At 57.5% G+C, this 19,373-nt stretch carries 24 protein-coding genes; 7 read left to right on the top strand and 17 right to left on the bottom strand.

All coding sequences use genetic code 11. From position 1 onward, the window contains the following. Positions 1-16 precede the first annotated feature (16 nt). Entirely contained in the window at positions 17-373 is a 357-nt protein-coding gene (locus tag AC2FLE_RS15090) for a hypothetical protein (RefSeq protein WP_142638033.1), read from the top strand. Here AC2FLE_RS15090 and AC2FLE_RS15085 read toward each other — a convergent pair. From AC2FLE_RS15085 to AC2FLE_RS15065, 5 genes are all read right to left on the bottom strand, one after another. After that, positions 367-1,005 (bottom strand): SDR family NAD(P)-dependent oxidoreductase, encoded by a 639-nt coding sequence (locus AC2FLE_RS15085; protein WP_496698028.1) that lies wholly within the window; start codon positions 1,003-1,005, stop codon positions 367-369. The genes AC2FLE_RS15090 and AC2FLE_RS15085 overlap by 7 nt on opposite strands. 3 nt (positions 1,006-1,008) lie before the next feature. Next, a complete protein-coding gene (locus tag AC2FLE_RS15080) occupies positions 1,009-1,464 on the bottom strand; it encodes a DUF1178 family protein (RefSeq protein WP_271950473.1) in 456 nt (151 codons plus the stop codon). 70 nt (positions 1,465-1,534) lie between these two features. Beyond that, on the bottom strand, positions 1,535-1,993 hold the full coding sequence (locus tag AC2FLE_RS15075; RefSeq protein WP_271950475.1) for an NUDIX hydrolase: 459 nt from the start codon (positions 1,991-1,993) through the stop codon (positions 1,535-1,537). A 96-nt stretch (positions 1,994-2,089) separates the two neighbouring features. Then, on the bottom strand, positions 2,090-2,848 hold the full coding sequence (locus AC2FLE_RS15070) for an EcsC family protein (RefSeq protein WP_496698025.1): 759 nt from the start codon (positions 2,846-2,848) through the stop codon (positions 2,090-2,092). A gap of 53 nt (positions 2,849-2,901) precedes the next feature. After that, on the bottom strand, positions 2,902-3,396 hold the full coding sequence (locus AC2FLE_RS15065) for a GNAT family N-acetyltransferase (RefSeq protein WP_496698023.1): 495 nt from the start codon (positions 3,394-3,396) through the stop codon (positions 2,902-2,904). Between the two features lie 71 nt (positions 3,397-3,467). Here AC2FLE_RS15065 and AC2FLE_RS15060 point away from each other — a divergent pair, with 71 nt between their 5' ends. Then, positions 3,468-4,073 (top strand): flavin reductase family protein, encoded by a 606-nt coding sequence (locus AC2FLE_RS15060; RefSeq protein WP_142638022.1) that lies wholly within the window; start codon positions 3,468-3,470, stop codon positions 4,071-4,073. After that, entirely contained in the window at positions 4,073-4,711 is a 639-nt protein-coding gene (locus AC2FLE_RS15055; protein ID WP_496698021.1) for a CatB-related O-acetyltransferase, read from the top strand. Before AC2FLE_RS15060 ends, AC2FLE_RS15055 begins: the two co-directional genes overlap by 1 nt. Positions 4,712-4,743: 32 nt before the next feature. Here the strand turns inward: AC2FLE_RS15055 and AC2FLE_RS15050 are convergent, their stop codons facing one another. Beyond that, positions 4,744-6,378, bottom strand: a complete 1,635-nt coding sequence (locus AC2FLE_RS15050) for a SulP family inorganic anion transporter (RefSeq protein WP_142638018.1) — start codon at positions 6,376-6,378, stop codon at positions 4,744-4,746. Positions 6,379-6,680: 302 nt separating this feature from the next. Here AC2FLE_RS15050 and AC2FLE_RS15045 point away from each other — a divergent pair, with 302 nt between their 5' ends. The 3 genes from AC2FLE_RS15045 to AC2FLE_RS15035 all read left to right on the top strand — a co-directional run bounded on the left by AC2FLE_RS15045 (position 6,681) and on the right by AC2FLE_RS15035 (position 9,351). Continuing rightward, positions 6,681-7,553, top strand: a complete 873-nt coding sequence (locus AC2FLE_RS15045) for an S-methyl-5'-thioadenosine phosphorylase (RefSeq protein ID WP_496698019.1) — start codon at positions 6,681-6,683, stop codon at positions 7,551-7,553. Positions 7,554-7,653: 100 nt separating this feature from the next. After that, a complete protein-coding gene (locus AC2FLE_RS15040) occupies positions 7,654-8,670 on the top strand; it encodes a DUF418 domain-containing protein (RefSeq protein ID WP_496692882.1) in 1,017 nt (338 codons plus the stop codon). Positions 8,671-8,721: 51 nt separating this feature from the next. Next, complete coding sequence (locus tag AC2FLE_RS15035) at positions 8,722-9,351, top strand: LysE family translocator (protein WP_496698017.1); 630 nt, start codon at positions 8,722-8,724, stop codon at positions 9,349-9,351. Between the two features lie 4 nt (positions 9,352-9,355). Here the strand turns inward: AC2FLE_RS15035 and AC2FLE_RS15030 are convergent, their stop codons facing one another. Further along, complete coding sequence (locus AC2FLE_RS15030) at positions 9,356-9,529, bottom strand: hypothetical protein (protein WP_281995766.1); 174 nt, start codon at positions 9,527-9,529, stop codon at positions 9,356-9,358. A 312-nt stretch (positions 9,530-9,841) separates the two neighbouring features. Between AC2FLE_RS15030 and AC2FLE_RS15025 the strand changes: the two genes are divergently transcribed. Further along, a complete protein-coding gene (locus tag AC2FLE_RS15025) occupies positions 9,842-10,381 on the top strand; it encodes an adenine phosphoribosyltransferase (RefSeq protein WP_142638010.1) in 540 nt (179 codons plus the stop codon). Between the two features lie 12 nt (positions 10,382-10,393). On the opposite strand, the gene AC2FLE_RS15020 is transcribed toward AC2FLE_RS15025, so the two are convergent. From AC2FLE_RS15020 to cyoE, 10 genes are all read right to left on the bottom strand, one after another. Beyond that, positions 10,394-11,809, bottom strand: a complete 1,416-nt coding sequence (locus AC2FLE_RS15020; RefSeq protein ID WP_496698015.1) for an FAD-binding oxidoreductase — start codon at positions 11,807-11,809, stop codon at positions 10,394-10,396. A gap of 38 nt (positions 11,810-11,847) precedes the next feature. Further along, complete coding sequence (locus AC2FLE_RS15015; RefSeq protein ID WP_496698192.1) at positions 11,848-12,666, bottom strand: MBL fold metallo-hydrolase; 819 nt, start codon at positions 12,664-12,666, stop codon at positions 11,848-11,850. A 104-nt stretch (positions 12,667-12,770) separates the two neighbouring features. Further along, complete coding sequence (locus AC2FLE_RS15010; protein WP_496678290.1) at positions 12,771-13,355, bottom strand: GNAT family N-acetyltransferase; 585 nt, start codon at positions 13,353-13,355, stop codon at positions 12,771-12,773. Then, positions 13,355-14,617, bottom strand: coding sequence for a M16 family metallopeptidase (locus tag AC2FLE_RS15005; RefSeq protein ID WP_142638002.1), 1,263 nt, complete (start codon positions 14,615-14,617; stop codon positions 13,355-13,357). Before AC2FLE_RS15005 ends, AC2FLE_RS15010 begins: the two co-directional genes overlap by 1 nt. Continuing rightward, a complete protein-coding gene (thrC, locus tag AC2FLE_RS15000; RefSeq protein WP_496698013.1) occupies positions 14,614-16,002 on the bottom strand; it encodes a threonine synthase in 1,389 nt (462 codons plus the stop codon). The genes AC2FLE_RS15005 and thrC overlap by 4 nt, the downstream gene beginning before the upstream one ends. Then, entirely contained in the window at positions 15,999-16,676 is a 678-nt protein-coding gene (locus AC2FLE_RS14995; RefSeq protein WP_496698011.1) for an SURF1 family protein, read from the bottom strand. The genes thrC and AC2FLE_RS14995 overlap by 4 nt, the downstream gene beginning before the upstream one ends. Before the next feature lie 155 nt (positions 16,677-16,831). Continuing rightward, positions 16,832-17,647 carry a cytochrome c oxidase subunit 3 gene (locus AC2FLE_RS14990; RefSeq protein ID WP_142637996.1) on the bottom strand — a complete coding sequence of 272 codons (816 nt, stop codon included), beginning with the start codon at positions 17,645-17,647 and terminating at the stop codon, positions 16,832-16,834. A gap of 22 nt (positions 17,648-17,669) precedes the next feature. Beyond that, positions 17,670-18,245 carry a cytochrome c oxidase assembly protein gene (locus tag AC2FLE_RS14985; protein ID WP_142637994.1) on the bottom strand — a complete coding sequence of 192 codons (576 nt, stop codon included), beginning with the start codon at positions 18,243-18,245 and terminating at the stop codon, positions 17,670-17,672. Beyond that, the gene (locus AC2FLE_RS14980) at positions 18,245-18,406 is read right to left on the bottom strand and encodes a cytochrome c oxidase system small membrane protein (RefSeq protein ID WP_185956706.1); all 162 of its coding nucleotides are present in this window, start codon (positions 18,404-18,406) and stop codon (positions 18,245-18,247) included. The genes AC2FLE_RS14985 and AC2FLE_RS14980 overlap by 1 nt, the downstream gene beginning before the upstream one ends. After that, positions 18,403-19,359 carry a heme o synthase gene (cyoE, locus tag AC2FLE_RS14975; RefSeq protein ID WP_496698008.1) on the bottom strand — a complete coding sequence of 319 codons (957 nt, stop codon included), beginning with the start codon at positions 19,357-19,359 and terminating at the stop codon, positions 18,403-18,405. The genes AC2FLE_RS14980 and cyoE overlap by 4 nt, the downstream gene beginning before the upstream one ends. Between the last annotated feature and the right edge of the window lie 14 nt (positions 19,360-19,373).

Raw genomic sequence — 19,373 nt, 5'->3', positions numbered from 1 at the left:
CACTACGAGGTATTCAATGCACCGTCTTGCCCTTGTCCTTGCCCTATTTTCCACACCTGCAGCGGCGCAAGTCGCCTCGCTGACCGGCACCGACGGTCAAAACGCCTTGGGGAAAGTACCCTGTGCGACCAGCCCAGGCGAGGCGATGCGCACTTGCAACGCCGAAATGCGGCGCCGTGACGACGGCAGCTCTACGCTTGCGGTTGCGATGGGAAATGGCGAAGTCCGCAACATCTATTTCACCGATGGCATCCCGGATTCGACAAATTCGGCAGCTAAGATCACCTATGAAAACCGAGGCGATGTTATGGTGATTTTCGTTGATCCCGGTGAGGTATATGAGATCCCTAAAGTCGCTCTTGCCCGTCAGTAAGGGTGCGACTGGCCTTCATAGGTTTCAAAGCACCCAGTATTTTCAAGTGACAGAGTATCGAAACGGTTGATCAGGCCCTGAACAGCCTTATCAACCGTGATATCAGCCCCGGTCCCGCCCATATCCGTCTGCACCCAGCCGGGATGGTAAATGCCTACTGAAATGCCGTCGCCGCGCAGGTCCACAGCCAGATTGCGCCCTAGGTTCAGAACCGCCGCCTTGGACGAGCGGTAGATATAGCTGCCACCAGGTGCCCGCGTGTGCGAGGCCATCTGCGAGGATAAAATCGCAATCTTGCCCTGTGCCGCGCGCAGATTGGGCAACAAGGCCTGAACTGTCAGAAAGACCCCCGTCACATTGGCAGCGAAACTCTGCGCCCACATTTCGGCGGGGTAGCCATCGATGGTTTGGGATTTATCCAGATATACCCCGGCATTGCAGACCAGCAGATCAACAGGGCGCATTGCCAGTTTTTCCGCCATCGCTTGATGTTGTTTCGGGTCTGTTACATCCAGCGCCACCTCCGCGCTGCCATCCCGAGCCGTGCCCGTTACATCGCATCCTTGCGCCCGATACCTGTCCGCCAGAACCTTTCCGATCCCCCGCCCAGCACCGGTGATAACAACATGCATGGGCTAGTTCGTCTTGCGCGAAGGTACGAAAGGCAGCGGCGCAACAGGAACGCCGTCATCGATCAATGCCCTGGCTTCTTCTGGCTTGGCCTCGCCATAGATCGCACGTTCCGGCGCGTCGCCCAAATGTATCTTACGGGCCTCTTTGGCAAAATCCTTGCCAACGTAGTCCGAGTTGTCCTCGACTTTGCGCCGCAGCTCAGAAAGGGCTTTCTCGACATCAACGCTTGGCGTTGCCATGTTGACGACCTCATCCCGAGATGCCGGGACCGTGGTACGAGATTCGACCGTACGTCCGGGGCGGACACGCGGGGTCATGATTGCTTTTTCAACTTGCGGATCACCGCACACAGCGCATGTCACCATGCCCGCGGCGGCAAGTTTGTCGTAAGCGGCGGCTGATTGAAACCAACTGTCAAAGCTGTGACCGCTATTACATTTCAACGCATATTGAATCATGTTCTGTCCAAATGTCGGATGCCAAATAGATACCAACCACTATTGCAATGGCAAGCCCCTGAGGGGGTCATCAGTGATACAAATGCTCTACATTGCGTAACAATGATGCAAGATCGGGCGAATTAACCCGAGAGGCGGCATGTCCCAGCGAAAACCACCTGCGCTTGCGCTCTTGCCATTCAGGGTATCGCGCGGCCAGGGATTTGACCACCAGCGGATAGACATCGACCAGATAAACCGCTGATCCTTTCTTGTACCTCCGCTTGTAATGCAGGAACTGCCCAAAGGCATTTGGAGTGCAGGTACCGGTCACACCCGCCTCTTCCCAGGCTTCTTGACTGGCTGTCCCGGAGGGTGAGAGGCCTTCGATCAAATTCCCCTTGGGTATTATCCAACGACCGGAACCACGCGTTGTAATGAGCAACACCTGAGGCGTACCGCGTTGGACACGATAGCACAGAGCTGCCGATTGCCGTACGACTCGTACAGTGCCCGCTTGATGCAGGTTGAGTTGCCTTTGCTCGATCACGTCCTGCTGCCTCTTCAGGGAACGTTGGATATGCCCGCCCGATGCGCTTTTGCGCTTATTTAGCGGGCCCGCATCTGAAGAATGCCATATGAAGCGTTATTTTTCAATCCCTTGCATCCGCGCCTCAAGTTTGCGGATCAGAACCTCATGCGGAATATCGGCATCTACTGACAGCCGCCTCAGGCCAAAATGGACGCGGGCGATCTGTTGGTAATAGCGTGTATAGACATAATTCGTACCGCCGCCGGCTATGGCGCCCAACACAGGCACAGATTGCGCAGCCAGTTTTTGCCCCAAAACCACCGCCAGTTTCGAGGCAACGGCAGATATCAGCTTTTGCAAAGCTGGGCCTGTCAGGGTCAGGCGCGCCGAAAAGAAACCCAGATCCGCGCCGTCATCGAAAGACATCGGACCAGCGGCTGACAATACCCGGACACAGTCGAATTTGACACCAACCTCAGAAGGGTCAAACCCTTCGCGCGCCGCAGCGCCCTGAATTGAACGCAGCAGCATGGTCGTGGTTGCCGGTAACTCCATCAATGCGGTCGGAACACCACCGATACCACCTGCAGCTCCCATGGCTGTCGTCAGGGCCGTATTGACCCATGGCAACTGATCGGGCACCGCCCTACGCGACCCTTCAGCCGCGTTCATCGCAATCCAAAGCGCCTTTTCTGTCGCCCCGGTTAGGGCTTCGCGCACAGATGGCGGCAGCTGTTCAAGCAACGACTCTGCCGAGCCACCGACACTGTTCAACAACTTGACGCCCGGCCCTCCGGCGGATTGGTAATATCCGGCCAAACGGTCCAGTTCCGCTTCGGCATTGAGTTTTCCGACAAGAACCATGTCCTGCATAAGTACCCTCCTGCCCCTAGAACATCGGCACTTACCGCAGCGGTTTCAATAGCTCAGCGGCTCCAGCGGGTTACCGGACCAGTTATTCCGTCCCATCCGCCGGGTATCAGGTCCACGCCAAGAACCCGATCCGGGTTGGTTGGCGGGGGCATCTCGACCCCGGTCAGACGGGTGAATCCAAACCGAGCATAATAGGGTGCATCCCCGACCAACATGACCCTGTCCCAACCCTTGGTTCGCCCGGCCCGCAATCCTTCGTGGATCAAAAATCCACCCAGTCCTTCACCTTGATGGGTCGGGTGGACGGCCACAGGGCCCAAAAGCAGCGCGTCCTGATTGCCAACATGCACGGGCCAGAATCTTATTGCACCGGCCAGGATATCCTGCCCGTCCCGCACCACCTGTGACAAGCCTGACATTGGCGGGACATCATCGCGCAGGCGATACGAAGACAGCGCTTCGCGCCCGGGCGCGAAGCACAAATCGTACAAAGCCTCGACTTCCCACCAATCGTCCGGCTCCTCCGGCCTGATCACGAATTGCTGCACCCTGCCCTCTTTTCCTAGCTGGAATTCGCCCTAGCACTTCGTTACGCCTTGGGCAAACGCTTGGAGACCTTATGTTCTATCGCCCAGAAGACGGCCACGGCCTGCCACACAATCCGTTCAACGCCATTATCACCCCGCGCCCGATCGGCTGGATATCAACCCGTGGCGCGGATGGGACCAACAACCTCGCGCCCTATTCGTTCTTTAATGGTGTGGCCTACACACCCCCGCAGGTCATGTTTGCCTCGACCGGAACCAAGGCCGATCAGGACGGTGGAAAGGACAGCATCGCCAATATCGAGGCAACAGGCGTATTCTGCGTGAACGTTGTCGCCCACGCCCACCGCGACGCAATGAACGCCAGTTCAGCCGCGCTGCCCAAACATGTCGACGAGTTCAAACACGCCGGCCTTACCGCAATCGAATGCGAGACCATCCCCTGCGCCCGTGTCGAAGGTGCCCCAGCCGCATTGGAATGCAAGCTCACGCAGATCGTGACCCTGCCCGGACAAGCGAACCGGGTTGTGTTCGGCGAAGTGACAGGAGTGCATCTGCACGACGACCATATGCGGGATGGCAAATTCGATGTGACGTCTTTCAAACCACTGGCACGGCTTGGCTACCGGGATTATTCGGTCGCGTCCGAGCTGTTCAGCCTTTCAAGACCGGATGACTAATGCCTTTACCTGACGCATCGCGCCGATACCCAATCACATTGCCTGACGGCTCGGACCACCCGGGTACGGTCTTCCTGTCTCAGGCTATCGACCACCCCAGAATAGAAGCCGGTGAATATAGCTATGCGTCGGATTTCGACGCACCAGAGGATTGGGCGCAACGCCTTGCCCCTTATCTGTTCCCGTTTTCCCGCGAAAAACTTGTCTTGGGTAGATTCTGTCAAATCGCCCACGGCGTCCGGTTCATCACTTCATCGGCCAATCACGCCATGAGCGGGGCGACATGTTATCCTTTTCCCGTTTTCGATCCCGAAAAGCTGTTGGAATATCAACCTGACAGGCGCGATACCGTGATCGGAAATGACGTTTGGATCGCATACGGTGCCTTGATCATGCCTGGCGCTAAAATCGGAGATGGCGCCATTATCGGTGCAGGATCCGTCGTGCGCGGAACAGTACCGCCTTATGCAATCGTGACAGGCAATCCTGCAGAGGTACGACGGTATCGGTTTGAGGCCGGTACAATCGACCGGATGCTTGCTTTGAAGTGGTGGGATTGGCCAACTGATCTGATTACCGAATCCGAAAGTGCTCTGCTGTCCGGAAACGTCGATATGCTGGAGCGTTTAACCCCCTAAAAAAAGGCGGCCCATTTGGCCGCCTTTCACAATCAGTGCCCACCCAGAATGCCGGTGCGAACAGAATAATCGACCGCCAGCGCGTAATCGGGGTCATCGTCGCTGTCGACCATCAAATGGCCTGCCTTGTTCAGCAGTTTGTGACAGTCACGACTGAGGTGACGGAGCATGACGCGCTTTCCTGCGGCTTCATATTTCGAAGCGATGTTCTCGATGGCCTGCAATGCCGACTGATCCACCACACGGCTTTCGGCAAAATCGACAATCACGGTTTCCGGGTCGTTTGAAACGTCGAATATCTCAACAAATCCCTCGGATGAACCAAAGAACAGCGGCCCTTGAATCTCGTAGACCTTTGCGCCTTTTTCCGTCAGTGAATCGCGGGTGATTGCATGGATACGCTTGGCGTTATTCCAAGCATAAGCCAGGGCCGAGACGATCACACCAACAACAACCGCTACCGCCAGGTCCTCCATCACGGTCACGACAGTCACCAGCACGATGACAAACGCGTCCATCAAGGGCACTTTGCGCATGATCTTGAACGAGTTCCAGGCGAAGGTCCCGATCACCACCATGAACATCACCCCGACCAAAGCGGCCAATGGAATCTGCTCAATCAGAGGGGAGGCGAACAGGATGAATACCAACAGGAACAGCGCCGCTGCGATACCGGCAATGCGCGTGCGCCCACCTGATTTCACGTTGATCATGGACTGACCGATCATGGCACAGCCGCCCATGCCTCCGAAAAAGCCAGTGGCCACATTGGCAAACCCTTGGGCGATACATTCTTGCGAGGCACCACCACGTTTGCCGGTGATTTCGCCAACAAGATTCAGCGTCAGAAGCGACTCGATCAGGCCAATCGCTGCCAATATGACGGCGTATGGCAGGATGATCTCAAACGTCTCCCAGTTCAGCGGCACCATCGGGATGTGGAACGGCGGCAAGCCACCTTCGATCGAGGCAAGATCGCCCACCCGTGGGACGTCCAGTCCAAAACCAATCACCAATGCTGCGACGACCATGATCCCTGCCAAAGGCGCCGGGACAATGCGTGTAATGCGCGGCACGATAAGGATCACTGCCATAGTCAGGCCGACCAGACCCAACATAGTAAAAAGCTGAATACCGGAAAGCCATTCGCCACCGCTCATGCCATGGCCCGTGTTTTCCATGCTGCCGGGAACTTTGAACTGGCCCATCTGGGCCAGAAAAATCACGATGGCCAATCCGTTCACAAACCCAAGCATCACTGGATGTGGTACCAGCCTGATAAAACGCCCCCAGTGCATCGCCCCTGCGATCAGCTGCAGTATTCCCATCAAAACAACTGTAGCGAAGAGGTATTCGACCCCATGCTCTGCCACCAAGGCAACCATCACCACGGCCAGGGCCCCGGTTGCGCCCGAAATCATACCCGGACGCCCACCGATCAGTGCAGTAATCAGCCCCACCATGAACGCAGCATACAAACCAACCAAAGGATGCACGCCCGCGACAAACGCAAAGGCCACCGCCTCTGGGACCAAAGCAAGTGCAACCGTCAGGCCGGACAGCAGCTCGATCCGAAGGCGCGAGACGGTCAGCCCCTCATCCGGAACCCAACGAAGATCAGGTTTGGCGATACGATTGGCAAAGCTTGCCAGCATAGCTCGGGGCATAGGGCGTCCTGTTGGTTTATGGGTTCGCGCGAAAAAGGGACTTCTATCTGTGAACCGGTTTTTGAGCCACCGCATCAGGCGGGAGGCTGATATGCGCAGCACGCATAGCACATATCTCGCGAATAGGTGAATTGATGTCGGTTCGTTGCCGTCACACCTTGGCTTGACGCTCTGCCTGGCTCGGATAGCAACGACCCGAACCCCTGCGAAAAAAGTGATAAATCCACCGGGCGATCACCCTTGTCAAACCATGCAGCGCAGCGCACAAATCGCTGAACAGGCACCAAAATCGGAGAATACCAGTGACCCAGACCAAGATTGCCGTCATCGGCGGATCAGGCATTTACGACATCGACGGATTGGAGAATGCGCAATGGGTCTCGGTTGAAACGCCTTGGGGTAAGCCTTCGGACCAAATACTGACCGGCGCGCTGAACGGGATAGAGATGGCGTTCCTGCCTCGCCACGGGCGTGGCCACATTCATTCGCCGACGGACGTGCCCTATCGCGCCAACATCGACGCGCTGAAACGTCTGGGGATCACGGATGTGATCTCGGTCTCGGCCTGCGGATCGTTCCGCGAGCATATGGCGCCCGGAGATTTTGTTGTCGTCGACCAATTCATCGACCGCACCTTTGCGCGGGAGAAAAGCTTTTTCAGCTCCGGCTGCGTGGCCCATGTCAGCGTCGCCCACCCGACCTGCCCACGTTTGTCAGATGCTTGTGAGACTGCTGGCAAGGCTGCCGGCATCAACATTCATCGCGACGGCACCTATCTGGCGATGGAAGGGCCGCAGTTCTCGACACTGGCGGAATCCAAAATGTACCGCGAGCATTGGGGCTGCGATGTGATCGGAATGACCAACATGCCCGAGGCGAAACTCGCCCGAGAAGCCGAGCTTTGTTATGCTTCGATCGCGATGGTCACCGACTATGACAGTTGGCACCCGGACCATGGCGAGGTCGACGTGACCGCCATTATCGCCACCCTGACCGGGAACGCCGAAAAAGGCCGGGCGCTGGTCAAGGGCTTGCCAGAGTTGCTGGGGGCAGAGCGCCTGCCCTGCCCGCACGGGTGTGACCGGGCGCTGGAATACGCGATCCTGACCGCGCCAGAAAAACGTGATCCGGCGCTGCTGGCGAAACTGGACGCAGTCGCGGGGCGGGTGCTCTAGCGATTGGTATCAGCGCCTATTCCGGTCGGCCGCATCAGTACTTAACCGAAAGGCAGCCTTTTAAGTTCGGTATGGGCGGCAGGGAACGAAGAGGATAGGAATGAAACGGCTCGAGGCCCTGGACGCCGCACGCTTTCTGGCATTTTGCGGCATGGTGCTGGTGAACTTTCGCATCGCGGCGCAGGTCAATCCGACAGATGACTGGGCATCGGCGCTTGTCGATGCACTGGAAGGTCGTGCTGCTGCATTGTTTGTCATTCTGGCCGGGATCGGTATTGGCCTGTCCAGCCCTTCTGCTGGAATTCTGTTACGACGGGCTGCATTTCTGTTCGTACTTGGCCTGATCAACATGACCATGTTTGAGGCCGATATCCTGCATTTCTATGCATTGTATTTTGTTGTCGGCGCGGCGTTTCTGTCCTCGTCCATCTTTGGTTTGTGGCTTGGCGCATGCAGTGTCGTTGTCCTGGCCGTTCTCGCCAATCTTATCTTTGACTATGATCAGGGATGGGACTGGGTTTCCCTGACCCATACCGACCTGTGGACGATACCGGGCTTTGTACGAAACTTGCTGTTCAATGGTTGGCACCCCGTTCTACCTTGGGCAGCGTTCTTGCTGATCGGTATGGCGATTGGGCGATCGCAACTACAGACGGTCTGTGTTCAGCACCGGTTGATCATGTGGGGATTTGGCGCAGCGGTTCTGGCCCTGTTTCCACAAAAGCTGGCAACCGATCCTGACCTGGTGGCCTATCTGGGCACTCAATCCATCCCTCCCGGGCCGTTTTACATTTTGGCCGGGGCTGGATCCGCCTGCGTGGTGATCGGCCTGTTGCTAAAGCTCTGGCCGCGGATTCAAGGGCTGGGCGCCGCGATGGCGCTGACTGCGCCCGGACGGCAAAGCCTGACGCTTTATATTGCGCATATCGTAATCGGGATGGGCATTCTGGAAGAGGCCGGCCTGCTGGACGGATCGCTCAGCGCGCCACAGATCGTTGGCTACGCCTTGGGTTTCTGCGTGCTGTCCTCAGGATTTGCGCTGCTATGGTTCCTGCGCTTCAGACGCGGACCACTTGAGGCGTTGATGCACCGCGTGACCCGGCCCTCAGGGGCTTGACCTTTGCTCGTCACCAAAGCTTGATACCCGCGTATCTTATTCGGAGATCACATGCCCTTTGACATCTGGCTGGCCTTTGTGGCCGCATCCACCGCTTTGCTGCTGATCCCCGGCCCCACTGTGCTGCTGGTGCTCAGCTATGCGCTGTCCAAAGGCCGCAGCGTTGCCGTAGCCTCGGCCACCGGGGTGGCGGTTGGCGATTTGGTGGCCATGACGGCCTCATTGCTGGGATTGGGGGCATTGGTTCTGGCCTCAGCTACGTTGTTTTCCGTATTGAAGTGGATCGGCGCGGCCTATCTGGTGTGGCTGGGTATCAAGTTACTCCGCAGCGACCCATCGGCGGGGCTGCAAGCGGTTGAACCCGGCGCAGATATCACTGCGCGAGGCGTCTTTGGTCACGCGGCCGCTGTAACCGCCCTGAACCCCAAATCGATTGCGTTCTTTATCGCCTTCGTGCCGCAATTCCTGCGCCCTACCGAACCTTTGGGCCCTCAATTCGCGATCCTGATAGGCACTTTCGTTGGGCTGGCCTGGTTGAACGCATTGGCCTATGCCCTTTTGGCAGATCGGCTGCGCCATATGATCGGCCGCGCAAGCACCATTCGCGCATTGACGCGTTTCGGGGGGCTGACCCTGATCGGTATGGGGATCGCCACATCAATCCTGCGTCGCCCGGCCTGAGGGCCTATTCTGCAGTGTGATCATTCATAAATCCGCGAATAAACCGCCTGATTTCTCGCGCCGCCGACGTGTCGAGTTCCCTGCACAGCTCTACAAAAGCATCGCGCTCGCCACGATCCAGCCGCAGAACCAGCTGGCTGTCCTTTTTGGCTGAAACCTTACGATCTGTCCCTGACATGCACTTTGTCTCCAAAAGACTTCAGAAGGAATGAAACGTATATACTAAGTATATAGAAAACATATGATGGGCAGCTAACAACCTTGCGGAATCTTTGCAAGTAGCCTGTGTTCAATTCAGGTAATTCTTTTTCGGAACCAACGCATTGGCTAAAAAAGACGACGTCTTGGGAAACCTATCCGGTTTTTTCGGTGAGATAGGCAATCGCACGTTCTAGGAAGATTGCAAGCCAGCACATTCATTCTGTTCTTGCATGACCGTCCCCGATGGGCCAAACAACCCAGCGTGTTTTGACGCCAGAAGGGGATGGTCATGTCAAGAAACAAGTCGGTCAAGGATTACATCCGAACCATCGTCGACTTTCCGCACGAAGGGATCATGTTTCGGGATGTCACCACCTTGTTTGCGGACCCGCGCGGGTTTCGCATGGCGATTGACCAGATGTTGCACCCCTATGCTGGCGAACAGATCGACAAGGTCGTGGGGCTCGAGGCGCGCGGTTTCATTTTGGGCGGCGCCATCGCTCATCAGCTGAGCGTCGGTTTCGTCCCCATCCGCAAAAAGGGCAAGCTGCCCGGCACAACAATCAGCCAGGATTACACGCTGGAATATGGCGAGGCCATTGTCGAGATTCACGATGACGCCATCCAACCGGGTGAGAAAATTCTGGTCGTGGATGACCTGCTGGCCACCGGAGGCACCGCCGCCGCCGGGATCAAACTGATCGAACGGCTGGGCGGCGAGATCGTGTCATGTTCCTTCATCATTGACCTGCCAGAACTGGGCGGGCGCAAGGTTCTGGAAGAGATGGGCATGGATGTTCATGTCCTGTGCGAATTCGAAGGACTCTGATCGATCCCACAGTTACAGCCGCAGGACCGCGCCGGGGTTCATGATCCCTTTGGGGTCCAACGCCGATTTGATCGCCCGCATCGCGCTCAGTTTGACCGGATCGCCATATCGTTCCAAATCATCGGTCTTCAATCGCCCGATACCGTGCTCTGCGCTGACGGATCCCTGGAACTCATGCACAAGGTCATGAACGGCCCTTTTTACCTTCGCACTTTCGGCGTCATACTCTGACCGGGAATGCCCGTTTGGCGGAAACACATTGTAATGTAGGTTCCCGTCGCCCAGATGCCCGAAACAGTTCACCCGATACGGACCAAGCGCGGCCACAACATCTGCACCACGCCGGATAAATTCTGGGATGGCCGAGATCGGCACCGAGATATCGTGGCTTGAGACCGACCCGATCAGCCGGTTTGCATCCGGAATACGCTCGCGCACAGCCCACATGTCCTGCCGCTGCGCCTCGCTTTGTGCAATCACCGCATCGGTGACCAGCCCACGTGCCTCAGCGGCCTCGTACAGCACCTCAAACGCGGTTTCAGGTGATTGGCCCATCGACAAGCCAATCTCGATCAGTACAGACCATTCGGGCGGCTCGGCAAAGGCCTGCCGCGTGTCTGGCAGAACCTCACTCAGGAACAAAAGCCCCTGTTGGTGAATCAGTTCAAATGCGCTGACGCTGTCCCCCATGAGGTCCCGCGCCAGCGCCAGCAAATCAACCGCCGCTTCGGCAGAGGTGACCTGAACCATGGCCGTTCCAACCGCCTCAGGGCAGGGAAACAGCTTGAGTGCCGCCGCAGTGATGATCCCTAGCGTCCCTTCGGCTCCGATCAAAAGATTGCGCAGATCATACCCGGTATTGTCCTTTCGCAACCGGCTGAGCCCATGCCAGATTTCGCCGCTTGGTAGAACCGCCTCTAGGCCCAGACACAGGTCACGGGCGTTTCCATAGCGCAACACGTTAACCCCCCCTGCATTTGTCGACAGGTTCCCTCCGATCCTACATGACCCCTGTGAGGCAAGGGAAAGTGGAAATAACCGGTTCGCGCCTTCGGCAGCCGCCTGCACATCTGCAAGGATCACACCACCTTCTGCAATCATCACATTCTCTGTCGGATAGACAGCCCGGATCGCTGTCATCCGCTCTAGCGAGATTAGCAAAGGCGCAGGCCCGTCCGACGTCACCTGCCCGCCAACCACACCAGTGCCGCCCCCATATGGCACCACCGGGACCGATGCCTCGGCAGCCAATCGGATCAGAACCGCCACCTCCTCGGCCGTTCTGGGCACCGCAAGCACCCCCGCCTGCCCGGAAATCCGACGGCGCGGCTCCTCGAGATATCGCGCAGTGACCGGTCGCAGCACTTCATCCGGCAAGGCGGCGCGAATTGATTGGGCGAATTGATCGTCTGCGGGATTCAGGGTCATGCCCATTTCTTGCCCAAGGCAACGGGTCCCGACAAGCCCTATTCCAACTCGATCAGGTATTGCGGCTCTAACACAACCACCGTTGGCCGGTCCGGAAGTGAGCGCAGGGATACGGTGATTTCCGACACGCCATCGCGCTCAACCGGGAAATCGCCCCTGACATCCGCCAGAAACCGATCCAGCGAATAGTCCGAAAACCAATGCATCGGAATAATGACCAAGCTTTTCAATCGTTTCAGAACCGAGATCATCTCGGGCAGCGGCATGGTCGTCCCGCCATCAACGGCGGCCATGACAACATCTAACCGCCCAAGGGCCGCAAATTGCGCGTCCGATGGGACGTGGTGCAGATGACCCAGATGCCCGATACACAAGCCCGCCACCTCAAACACAAAGATCGAATTGCCACGTTCTTCGACCCCGCCATAAACAGAACGGATATCGGTCGAGACATTGCGTACCAGCATCTCGTCCAGATCCAGATGATGTTCGATCCCCTCCCCGAACACGCCCCACCCCTCCAGCACATGCGGAATGGCGGGATCGGGGTATTCGGTCCAATGGGTGCCATGGGCGTGGTTCATCGTCACCACATCGGGAATCAGACTGGCCCCGCCGATGAACCCGGTGAAATCCGTCACGGCGTTCAACCCGCCCTGCGTCTGGATCAGGAAAGACGCATGCGCGACATAGCTGATCCGAACCGAATGCTCCGGCACCGGATCCTGCCAGGCTGCTTTATGCAGGTACTCGATCCCCGGCGCCGCATCCGCAATGGCGATGCAATGGCTTGGCCGACGCTCCTGCGCCACAGCCCCGCCCGAGATCACCATCAATGCAAAAACCACCCAGCGCATGACGTGATTGTAGCGCAAGAGCCCGCCAAGTCATGCCCCTAGTTCATCTGGCCAAAAATACCTCGGGGTTTGGGGCAGAGCCCCAATGGCCTCACCGAGGCCACCTACCCCGCTTCTGTCTTCCCGCGCCGGTCCGACCGCAGACAGGCATATAACACATGCGTTCGCCAGCGCCCGTCAATCTGCAGATAGGACTGCGCCACGCCTTCGTATTTAAAGCCCGAGCTTTCCAGCAATCCGCGCGAGGGTTTGTTTTCGGGCAGGCAGGCCGCCTCGATCCGGCTCAGGTCTAAACGCGTGAAGGCATGATGGACCACCGCGCCAATAGCCTCGCGCATATACCCGTTGCGAGCAAAGGCTTGGCCCGTCCAATAGCCCAGGGTCCCCGCCTGTGCTGGGCCACGGCGCACATTGTCCAGGGTGATCGCACCGACCAGCAGGTCATCAGATCGCCGGAACAGAAATAACGGAATCGCCGTCCCACTCGCAACCGAGCGCTGCGCCCAGTAGACACGGTTAGTAAAGGATTTCCGGCTCAAGTGGTCCGAGGCCCAGATCGGCTCCCACTGGGTCAGAAAGTCTTTGGACGAGCGTCGCAGCGCCGCCCAGTCGTTAAAATCGGAGTGCACGGGCGGGCGCAAGCTGAGCCGCTCGGTTTCAAGTTTCAGCTTGCGTCTGCCCAGAAGCATCACGCCGCGCGCCTCTCCTGCAAGTCCGCGAGTGTGGGTGCACCTGATACCGGACCATACAGCGCCAGCGCCGCTGGCGCTTGTGCTGCTATCTGTTCGGCAAAGCTGCGGACATCTTCGGTGCTGACCGCGTCAATCTTGGCGACTGTATCCTCAAGCGACGGCACCCGTCCCCAGATCTGCACCAGACGCGCCAGACGCTCGGCCCGGTTCGAGGGGCTTTCCAGCCCCATCAGCATTCCGGCCTTCATTTGCGCACGAGCACGGGCGACCTCTTCGGGGCTCATATCCTCGGCGGCACGCTTCATTTCGTCAATGGTGATCGTCGCCAACTCACCGATCTGATCCGCAGATGTGCCCGCGTAGATCGTGGTAGTGCCGGTGTCGGCATAGGCGCCGGCCTGGGCAAAGATCGTATAGCAAAGCCCGCGTGTTTCCCGAACTTCCTGAAACAAGCGCGAAGACATACCCCCGCCCAGCGCGGTCGAATAAATCTGAGCGGTATAGATCGCGTCGTCGCGATAGCCAGGGCTTTCCAGCGCCAAAGCGAAATGAGCTTGCTCCAGTTCTTTCTCCTGCCGCGCCTCACCACCGGTAAATCGGGCCACTTCAGGGATCAAACCCTTGCGTGGTTGCAGGTGACCAAACATCTCTTCGGCCGTTTTCATCAGTGCATCATGATCAACCGCACCAGCAGCGGATAGGATCATCTGTTCAGGGCCATAATGCTCGGCCACGAAACCCGACAGATCCTCGCGCGAGAATGCGCTGACGCGTTCAGTGGGGCCAAGTATGGTCCGGCCCAGGGGCTGGTCGTGATAGCTCTGCTCTTGCAGCCAGTCAAAGATTACATCGTCGGGCGTGTCATAGGCCTGACCGATTTCCTGTAGGATCACACCGCGTTCGACCTCAATCTCGCGCGGATCGAAGATCGGGTTCAGGACGATGTCACCGATGACATCCATCGCCAGCGCCACATCGTCTTTTAGAACGCGCGCGTAATAGGCCGTCACCTCGCGCGAAGTATAGGCGTTGATATACCCGCCCACATCCTCGATCGCTTCGGCAATTTGCAGCGCGGATCGCCGTTTGGTTCCCTTGAACGCCATATGCTCAAGGAAATGGGCTATGCCATTTTGTTCGATCCGCTCATTGCGCGCACCGGCGGTTACCCAGATGCCTATGGCCGCAGATTGCAGCCCCGGCATATGTTCACTGACGATACGGAAGCCGTTCTTCAGTTGGTCTTGTCTGACAGTCACTCGGCGATATGCCCTTTGATATGATCCTCAAGGGCGCCCAGATCATTGGCGATGCGGGTCACCCGTTCCGGACGTTCATACAGATCAGACATGCGAGAGGGAAGAGGCGGATGTACGCCACTCGCCTTCTCGACCGCAGCCGGGAACTTGGCCGGGTGTGCGGTCGCCAAAGTGATCATCGGGACGTTCGCGTCGCGGTGCTCCTCGGCAACTTTGATACCCACGGCAGTATGGGGGCAGACCAGTTCGGTGCTGAGGGCCAGCGTGGCTGTGATCGTCGCCAGTGTTTCCTCTTCGGACACGCGGCCCGAGTCGAAGCTTTCGCGCAACGCTTCCATCGCGCCTTGGCTGACATTGAAGCCGCCCGTCTTCAGCTCGTCCATCAGCTGAGCCACAGAATTGCCATCCTCGTCATAGGCATAATACAGCGCCCGTTCAAAATTCGAGCTGACCTGAATATCCATCGAAGGGCTGATCGAAGGGATCGTGTCCCCCTTGAAATACCCTTCGCCTGCCAGACACCGATGCAGAATGTCATTCTGGTTGGTCGCCACTACCAACCGGTCAATCGGCAAGCCCATGCGTTTGGCCAGATAGCCCGCAAAGATGTCCCCGAAATTACCCGTAGGCACGGTAAAGCTGACCTTGCGATGCGGTGCGCCAAGGCTGACGGCGGCCGAGAAGTAATAGACGATCTGTGCCAGCACGCGGGCAAAGTTGATCGAGTTCACCCCCGCCAGTTTCACACCGTCACGGAAGTCGAAATCGTTGAACATATCTTTCAGCGCGGCCTGACAGTCGTCAAAGTCCCCGTCGACGGCCAGAGCATGCACATTGCCGTCCGCAGGTGTGGTCATCTGACGACGCTGCACCTCAGATACACGGCCATGCGGATACAGGATAAACACGTCTACCGCATCCAGCCCCCGGAACGCATCAATCGCGGCAGAACCGGTATCACCGCTGGTCGCGCCCACGATAGTCACCCGATTCCCGCGACGCTTCAGTGCTACCTGGAACAACTGACCGATTAGCTGCATGGCGAAGTCTTTGAAGGCCAGTGTCGGGCCGTGAAACAACTCAAGCAGGAAGTGGTTCTCGTTCAACTGCTTCAACGGTGCGCGGGCGTCATGGCCGAACCCTTGATAGGCGCGGGCAATGATCTGTTTAAACTCATCTTCCCCAAATGATCCGCTGACATAGGGCCACATCACGCGAAAGGCGATGTCCTCATAAGACAGTCCTGCCAACGCGGCGATTTCATCGTGGCTCAAGACCGGGATTTCAGCGGGCAGATACAGGCCGCCGTCGCGGGCCAGCCCGGTCAGCATCGCCTCTTCAAAACTCAGTTCGGGCGCCTGCCCACGGGTTGAGACATATTTCATTGCGCTTCACTTTCTGATGGGGCGCGGCCGCGCCACAGGAAATAAACGGTCATCGCAGCCCAGACCAGTGCCAGACCAAACCATGTGACTGCGTATCCCAGGTGATCATTCGGGATGCCTGCCGTATTCACCGGCAAAGGTGTCAAATTCGGATCGGTCCGGGATCGTGCGATCACCAGAACCGGGTCGGTTCCCAGAGCTGCAGCAAGATTGGGAACATCGCGGGCAAACCAGATATTGGCATCCACATCTGGCTCGGGCGTATAGCTGTCGATCTCATCCGGCCAATGCAAATTGCCCGTCAGCGCCATCTTCCCTGTTTGTCTGTCTACCTGCTTGTCAGTGGCCAGGATAAAGCCCCGATCCACTAGTATCTTTTGAATTCCAGTATCAAAAGCTTGGATAACCCGGTAGCCGGCACCAACCTGTTTTACCGAAACCAGAACATGGATTTCACCCGGCTGCATCTCACCCTGGACGAAAACCGGTAGGTACTTGTCCCGTATCTCGGAAGGCTGCTGCGGCAGGGAAACAGGCTCGGCAGAGATCCGGTCGTTAATCTCGGCCAACACGTCTTGTTTCCACCCAAGCCGCTGTACCTGCCAGACGCCCAGCGACACAAGTACGCCCAGACCGGCGAGCCCGAAGATCAGCAGGAAAGTTATGCGGCGCATGGCGGGGTCAAACCTTGTTGCAGAAACCGGCGTCTTGTTAAGGGCTGTGTGAACTGAATTGCAACCACCCATTTGTATCGGGTGCAATCTTGCACCCTGATAGAGAAAAAGCCGCCCTTGGGGGCGGCTTTTGCAATTTTGTTACCGGTCCGGCGTCAGATCAAAGGGGCTTGTCCCCAGATATAGACTGCGAAGAACAGGAACAGCCAGACAACGTCAACAAAGTGCCAGTACCAGGCCGCGGCCTCGAAACCGACGTGCTTTTCTGGCGTGAAATCACCTTTCAGTGCCCGGATCAAACAGACCGACAAGAAGATGGTGCCGATAATCACGTGGAAGCCGTGAAAGCCGGTTGCCATGAAGAAGTTCGAATAGAACTGATCACCACCGAATTTCCAGCCCTCATGGGCCAGCAATTCGTAGTACTCAAAGCCCTGCAGAGCGGTAAAGGCGATGCCCAAAACGATACCAATAGCGAGGCCGTTGATCAGCGCCTTGCGGTCATTGTCATGCACCAGCGCGTGGTGCGCCCAGGTGATGGCACAGCCCGAAAGCAGCAGGACCAGTGTGTTGATCAGCGGCAAGTGGAACGGGTCAACCGCGTGGATATCCGGCTGGATGTACTCGGTGCCCGCATAGTCGTACATCGGGTACATACGGTGTTTGAAGAAGGACCAGAACCAGGCGAAGAAGAACATCACCTCGGACATCACGAACAGGATGAACCCATAGCGCAGGCCAATGCGCACGACCGGCGTGTGATCGCCTACACGGCTTTCGGCCACCACTTCGGACCACCAGGCGAACATGGTGTAAAGAACCGCGACAAGACCGGCCCAGAACATGTAGGAGGTGACGCCGTGCATCCAGAGGACGGCCCCGAACAACATTACAAAGCCGCCCGCGGCGCCGATCAGTGGCCAGATCGAAGGGGTCAGAATGTGGTAATCATGATTTTTTGCGTGTGCCATCAGCGTCCCTCACCTACAGGCGTTAGTTCTTGTTTGTATCAGCCTGAACATCAAGGGCGGCATAGCCCTCGGGCAGGTCAATTTCGTAGAATGTATACGACAGAGTGATCGTATGCACATATTTGGCTTCCAGATCCTCGACCATTTCGGGATCGACGAAAAAGCTCACCGGCATCTGAACCCGTTCTCCGGGTTGCAACACCTGTTCTTCAAAACAGAAACAGGCGATCTTCTGGAAATACCCACCGGCCGAATAAGGCGCAACGTTGTAAGACGCCTGACCGGCAATCGGGCGGTCCGTGGGGTTATATGCCTCATAGAAGGCCAGGCCCGTTTCACCGATGCGGATTTCCATCTGGCGCTCGACCGGCTTAAATTCCCAGGCCATGTCTTTCGCCTTTGAGGCGTCAAAGCGAACGGTAACAGTGCGCTCAAGGATGTCCTCTGGCGCGGCTTCAGCCACTCCGGTTGTGCCGCCATACCCGGTGACCCGGCAAAACCAGTCGTAAAACGGTACCGAAGCCCAGGCGAGGCTGCCCATCAGAACAACAACGCCGACGGTTTGCACGACGGTTTTTTGCGGCCCCGTGAGCGCCATCAGTTCTGCACCTCTTGCATGGCCCTGTTAAAATCGGTCCCTGAGACTTTGACGATCGTCAGCCCAAAGATCAGCACGATGAATGCAGCAAGCGTCAGGCCAACGCCCAGATTTCGGCTGAACCGACGTTGATGCAACTCATGGCTTTTGCGCAGGCTCATGCCCAGCCTCCCAGCCCGTAAGGCTTCAGCAGTGCTTCGGCAAGGATCGCGCCGAAATGCAGGAAAAGATACAGCAGCGAGAGCTTGAAAAAGCCACGCTCAACTTTGAAGTTATCAGCCTCGGAGTCATCCTCGGTCCGACGCGATATTGCCCATGCTCCGCGCAGGAACAACGCGTTCAGTACAATAGCGACAGTCAGATAGATCGGACCGCCGATTGCCGAAAAGCCGGTTCCAATCGCAAGCACTGCCAGCAGAACGGTGTAGACCAGAATATGCCAGCGCGTCGCCCGCCGACCATGGGTTACCGTCAACATCGGCACACCCGCATCGTCGTAATCCGACCGCATAAACAGGGCCAGCGCCCAGAAATGCGGCGGCGTCCATATGAAGGTGAGGGCAAACATCAGCCAAGGTTCAACGGACATGGATCCGGTTGCAGCGACCCAGCCGATGACCGGCGGGAAAGCCCCAGCTGCGCCGCCAATCACGATGTTCTGTGGCGTCGAGCGCTTGAGCCACATCGTGTAGACAACGACATAGAAGAAGATGGTGAAGCCCAGAAAGGCTCCGGCGAACCAGTTGGTTGCAAGACCCAACATGATCACCGACAGGCCGGACAGTGCCAGGCCCAAGGCCATCGCTTCGCCCTCTTGTACCTTGCCCGACGGTATTGGGCGACCTTTGGTGCGATTCATAACGCGGTCGATATCTGCATCCCACCACATGTTCAGCGCGCCGGATGCGCCACCTCCGATGGCAATGAACAATATCGCGCAGAACCCAACGAACGGATGTACCGGTACCGGCGCTGCCAGCAGACCAACAAGCGCCGTGAATACAACCAGCGACATCACGCGCGGCTTCAGCAGGGCGAAGTAATCGCCAAAGCTGGCCTCATTCGCATACGCTTGGGCGGTCGTTTGGCTTGCATTGATGCTTGCGTCGCTCATCTCGGGTCCTTTTG

This window comes from Ruegeria sp. CDSA077, assembly GCF_059612265.1.
The sequence above is the reverse complement of the archived record's forward strand: the minus strand, read 5'-3'. Positions and strand labels throughout refer to the sequence as shown.

Bases quoted from the DNA above. Each gene is read 5' to 3' on its own strand.
- AC2FLE_RS15090 (WP_142638033.1), top strand. From the start codon at position 17: ATGCACCGTCTTGCCCTTGTCCTTGCCCTATTTTCCACACCTGCAGCG.
- AC2FLE_RS15085 (WP_496698028.1), bottom strand. From the start codon at position 1,005: ATGCATGTTGTTATCACCGGTGCTGGGCGGGGGATCGGAAAGGTTCTG.
- cyoE (WP_496698008.1), bottom strand. From the start codon at position 19,359: ATGAGCGACGCAAGCATCAATGCAAGCCAAACGACCGCCCAAGCGTAT.
- AC2FLE_RS15055 (WP_496698021.1), top strand. From the start codon at position 4,073: ATGCCTTTACCTGACGCATCGCGCCGATACCCAATCACATTGCCTGAC.
- AC2FLE_RS14995 (WP_496698011.1), bottom strand. From the start codon at position 16,676: ATGCGCCGCATAACTTTCCTGCTGATCTTCGGGCTCGCCGGTCTGGGC.
- AC2FLE_RS15030 (WP_281995766.1), bottom strand. From the start codon at position 9,529: ATGTCAGGGACAGATCGTAAGGTTTCAGCCAAAAAGGACAGCCAGCTG.
- AC2FLE_RS15040 (WP_496692882.1), top strand. From the start codon at position 7,654: ATGAAACGGCTCGAGGCCCTGGACGCCGCACGCTTTCTGGCATTTTGC.
- AC2FLE_RS15015 (WP_496698192.1), bottom strand. From the start codon at position 12,666: ATGCGCTGGGTGGTTTTTGCATTGATGGTGATCTCGGGCGGGGCTGTG.
- AC2FLE_RS14980 (WP_185956706.1), bottom strand. From the start codon at position 18,406: ATGAGCCTGCGCAAAAGCCATGAGTTGCATCAACGTCGGTTCAGCCGA.
- thrC (WP_496698013.1), bottom strand. From the start codon at position 16,002: ATGAAATATGTCTCAACCCGTGGGCAGGCGCCCGAACTGAGTTTTGAA.
- AC2FLE_RS15035 (WP_496698017.1), top strand. From the start codon at position 8,722: ATGCCCTTTGACATCTGGCTGGCCTTTGTGGCCGCATCCACCGCTTTG.
- AC2FLE_RS15025 (WP_142638010.1), top strand. From the start codon at position 9,842: ATGTCAAGAAACAAGTCGGTCAAGGATTACATCCGAACCATCGTCGAC.
- AC2FLE_RS15060 (WP_142638022.1), top strand. From the start codon at position 3,468: ATGTTCTATCGCCCAGAAGACGGCCACGGCCTGCCACACAATCCGTTC.
- AC2FLE_RS14985 (WP_142637994.1), bottom strand. From the start codon at position 18,245: ATGGCGCTCACGGGGCCGCAAAAAACCGTCGTGCAAACCGTCGGCGTT.
- AC2FLE_RS15080 (WP_271950473.1), bottom strand. From the start codon at position 1,464: ATGATTCAATATGCGTTGAAATGTAATAGCGGTCACAGCTTTGACAGT.
- AC2FLE_RS15010 (WP_496678290.1), bottom strand. From the start codon at position 13,355: ATGCTTCTGGGCAGACGCAAGCTGAAACTTGAAACCGAGCGGCTCAGC.
- AC2FLE_RS15050 (WP_142638018.1), bottom strand. From the start codon at position 6,378: ATGCCCCGAGCTATGCTGGCAAGCTTTGCCAATCGTATCGCCAAACCT.
- AC2FLE_RS15070 (WP_496698025.1), bottom strand. From the start codon at position 2,848: ATGCAGGACATGGTTCTTGTCGGAAAACTCAATGCCGAAGCGGAACTG.
- AC2FLE_RS14990 (WP_142637996.1), bottom strand. From the start codon at position 17,647: ATGGCACACGCAAAAAATCATGATTACCACATTCTGACCCCTTCGATC.
- AC2FLE_RS15020 (WP_496698015.1), bottom strand. From the start codon at position 11,809: ATGACCCTGAATCCCGCAGACGATCAATTCGCCCAATCAATTCGCGCC.